The sequence below is a fragment of the Salinisphaera sp. genome, assembly GCF_035690525.1.
In the GTDB taxonomy this organism is placed as follows: Bacteria; Pseudomonadota; Gammaproteobacteria; order Nevskiales; family Salinisphaeraceae; genus Salinisphaera.
In genome coordinates this window covers 1-3,119 of the sequence record NZ_DASSKM010000171.1, presented here as the reverse complement: position 1 = coordinate 3,119, position 3,119 = coordinate 1, and the positions used below count along the sequence as shown (strand labels likewise).

At 66.7% G+C, this 3,119-nt stretch carries 5 protein-coding genes; all 5 read right to left on the bottom strand.

The window, feature by feature from the left end; all coding sequences use genetic code 11:
• A partial coding sequence (locus VFJ08_RS13115; RefSeq protein WP_324997669.1) for a phosphoenolpyruvate-utilizing N-terminal domain-containing protein occupies positions 1-729 on the bottom strand: 729 nt, incomplete at its 3' end.
• 40 nt (positions 730-769) lie between these two features.
• Positions 770-1,039: an HPr family phosphocarrier protein gene (locus VFJ08_RS13110; protein WP_324997668.1), complete on the bottom strand. Its 270-nt coding sequence runs from the start codon at positions 1,037-1,039 to the stop codon at positions 770-772.
• A 45-nt stretch (positions 1,040-1,084) separates the two neighbouring features.
• Positions 1,085-1,492 (bottom strand): hypothetical protein, encoded by a 408-nt coding sequence (locus VFJ08_RS13105; protein ID WP_324997667.1) that lies wholly within the window; start codon positions 1,490-1,492, stop codon positions 1,085-1,087.
• Complete coding sequence (gene rapZ / locus VFJ08_RS13100; RefSeq protein WP_324997666.1) at positions 1,492-2,349, bottom strand: RNase adapter RapZ; 858 nt, start codon at positions 2,347-2,349, stop codon at positions 1,492-1,494. Before rapZ ends, VFJ08_RS13105 begins: the two co-directional genes overlap by 1 nt.
• Positions 2,340-2,936 carry a hypothetical protein gene (locus VFJ08_RS13095; protein WP_324997665.1) on the bottom strand — a complete coding sequence of 199 codons (597 nt, stop codon included), beginning with the start codon at positions 2,934-2,936 and terminating at the stop codon, positions 2,340-2,342. The genes rapZ and VFJ08_RS13095 overlap by 10 nt, the downstream gene beginning before the upstream one ends.
• Positions 2,937-3,119 lie beyond the last annotated feature (183 nt).

The window sequence follows — 3,119 nt, the reverse complement described above, 5'->3', positions numbered from 1 at the left end:
CAGCGCGGCGGCGTCGGGATCGGCCAGCAGATGGCCGGCCTCGCCGTCGACGATCACGGTTTCGTCGTCGGCCAGGACACGGCGTGCGCTGACCGCGCCCATAAGCGCCGGAATGCGCAGGCTGCGCGCGAGAATGGCGCTGTGCGACAGCGGGCCGCCGTGCTCGGTGACGACCGCCGCCACACCCTGCTGATGCAGCAGAATAATATCGGCCGGAGTGAGTTCGTCGGCCACGATCACCGGCGGGTCGCCGGCCTCGTCGATCGGGCTGGGCCCGATCGGATGCTCCTGATTGAGCAGCACGCGCTGCAGGCGCGCGGTGACGTGCGCGATGTCGTCGCGCCGGGTGCGCAGATAACCGTCGTCCATCTGCTCGAAGACGTCGATCAGTTCCTCGGCCTGGAGCTTTAACGCCCATTCGGCGTTCACGCGATCGTCGCGGATGCGGGTGGCCACCGTATCGATCAGCGCCGCGTCGTCCATCATCAGCAGATGGGTCTCGATGAAGGCGCCGATCTCCGACGGCGCGTTGGCCGGAATCTGTTCGCGCACGGCGGCGAGCTGTTCGCGGGCCTCGCGCGCGGCGACGTTGAAGCGCGCGATCTCGTCGTCGATCGCCCGGGCGTCGATGTGATACTCGGGGATGTCCAGGTCGGTGCCGTGCATGCGGTGCACCGGCCCGATCGCGACCCCGCGCGACGCGCCGATCGCCGACAGCCACAAACTCATGCCGGGCGCCCCGGCCGGTCGAGCGTATAGCGCGACATGCTCACTGGCTCTCGCCGAAGCGGTCGGCGACCAGTTCGTCGAGCGCGCCGAGCGCCTCGACGGCATCCTCGCCTTCGGCGCTTACCCGGATGGTACTGCCGCGGGCGGCGGCCAGCATCATCACGCCCATGATGGACTTGCCCGAGACTTCGCGGCCGTCCTTGGCCACGGTGATGCGCGAAGCGAACTGCGACGCGACCGTGACGAATTTGCTGGCCGCGCGCGCGTGTAGACCCAGCTTGTTGACGATCGACAGTTCCCGAGTTGGCATGACACGGCTCTTGTTGATTGTAACGGCGCTAGTGGTTGTAACGGCCTAGCGCACCCGAACCGCGCTGCGTCGGCCGGCGGCCAGCGCCGCATCGGCCAGTTCGTCCAGCCCCAGGTCGGGGTAATTGTGAATGCGTACCAGCATCGCCAGAGCGGCGCCGGTGACCAGCGCGACCCGTTCGCGGTTTTGGGTCGCGGCGTGTGCGATCCGGTACGGCGTCGCCCCCATGATATCGATGAGTATCAGTACGCCCGCCCCCGTGTCCAGCGCCGCCGCGGCTTCGGCGACACGGCGCTGCGCGGCGTCGATATCGGCATCGGAATCGATGCCGACGGCCCGGGTCGCCGGGTCGGGGCCGCCTCGTATGTGTTCGGCCGCACGCAGCAGCGCTTCGGGCAGCCCGGCGTGGCCGACCAGCAGCACGCCGACGCGACCCGGATTCGCCGCGTTCATCAGTGCAGTTCGTTGTGTCGGACCAGCACGTTGGCGTACTGGCGCCGCAGATGTTCGGCGATCTGTTCGGCGAGATAGACCGAGCGGTGCTTGCCGCCGGTGCAGCCGATGGCCAGGGTGATGTAAGTGCGGTCCTCGCGCGCGAAATCGGGTAGCCAGCGGGTGAAAAAACGCAGGATGTCGTCGCGCATCTCGTGGGTGGCCGGTTGCGCGGCCAGATGCTCGGCGACCGCGCTGTCCAGGCCGGTGAGCGCGCGCAGCTGGGGCACCCAATGCGGATTGGGCAGACAGCGCACATCGACCACAAAGTCGACCGCCGGCGGCAGCCCGTACTTGAAGCCGAACGACTGCACCAGGATCGACAGTTCGCCCGAGGCCGCGCCTTCCACGCGGTTGCGGATGATATCGCGCAACTGATGAATGTTCAGCCGGCTGGTATCGATCGAAATATCGGCCTTGGACGCGATCGGCTGGGTCAGCTTGACATCGAGGGCGACCGCGTCGATCAGCGAGCGCTGGTCGCTGGACAGCGGATGCTTGCGCCGGGTTTCCGAATAACGGCGCAGGATGGTCTCTTCGTCGGCATGCAGATAGATGATCTCGATATCGAGCTCGGCCTCGCGCAGCGCATCCACGCGCGCACCGAAGTCGGCGATCTCGCTCTTGCGCGCGCGCGCGTCCACGCCGATCGCCAGGCGATCGAAATCCAGCCCCTGACGATGCAGCGTATGCGCCGAGACCTCGCGCAGCAGCCCCAGCGGCAGATTGTCGATGCAGTAGTAGCCCAGGTCTTCGAGCATGTTGAGCGCCACCGATTTACCGGCGCCCGCCAGCCCGCTGACCACGATCAGTCGCATGAATCCGCTCCCGTGGAGTTGTCCCCGATGACTTGTGCCTGACGCGCGGCGAACTGTTCGTCGCTGTACTGGCCCTGCATGCGCAGCAAATGATCGCGCGCGGCGGCTTCGACCAGAACCGATAGATTATGCCCGACCGCGACCGGTAGCGTGATCTCGGGAATCGACGTATCCAGGATCTCGCGCGTCGCCCGGGCGCCGGTCAGCCGGTCGGGCGGGGCCGTAGCGCCGGTGTCGCCGCGTACCAGGCGGATGACCAGTCCGAGCTGCTTGCGCCGCTTGATCGCGGCTTCGCCGAACATCGCGCGGATATTGAGAATGCCGAGCCCGCGAACCTCGAGAAAATCCTGCAGCAGCGGCGGACAGCCGCCGTTGAGATCGTCGGGGCCGAGCAGCACGAATTCCGGGGCATCGTCGGCGACCAGGCGATGGCCGCGGTTGATCAGTTCCAGCGCTAGCTCCGACTTGCCCACGCCCGGTTCGCCGACCAGCAGCAGGCCGATCGACAGGACTTCGAGAAACACGCCGTGCAGCGTGATCTGGGGTGCCAGCGTCTCGCCGAGAAAATGGCGCAGCCGATAGGCCACGCGATGGCCGCTGGCGGCGGTGGTGAAGATCGCGATGCCGGCGAGTCTTTTCCAACCCAGACATGAGCCTGAGCAGCGCGGCGGATAGCGAGCTTCAGGCAGCCGGAATCCGGGCTTGATTGATGGATTGAAAGATCTCGGTTTTGGCGTTGTTCACCTGCCGAGCGGCTTCATTGTCGCTGA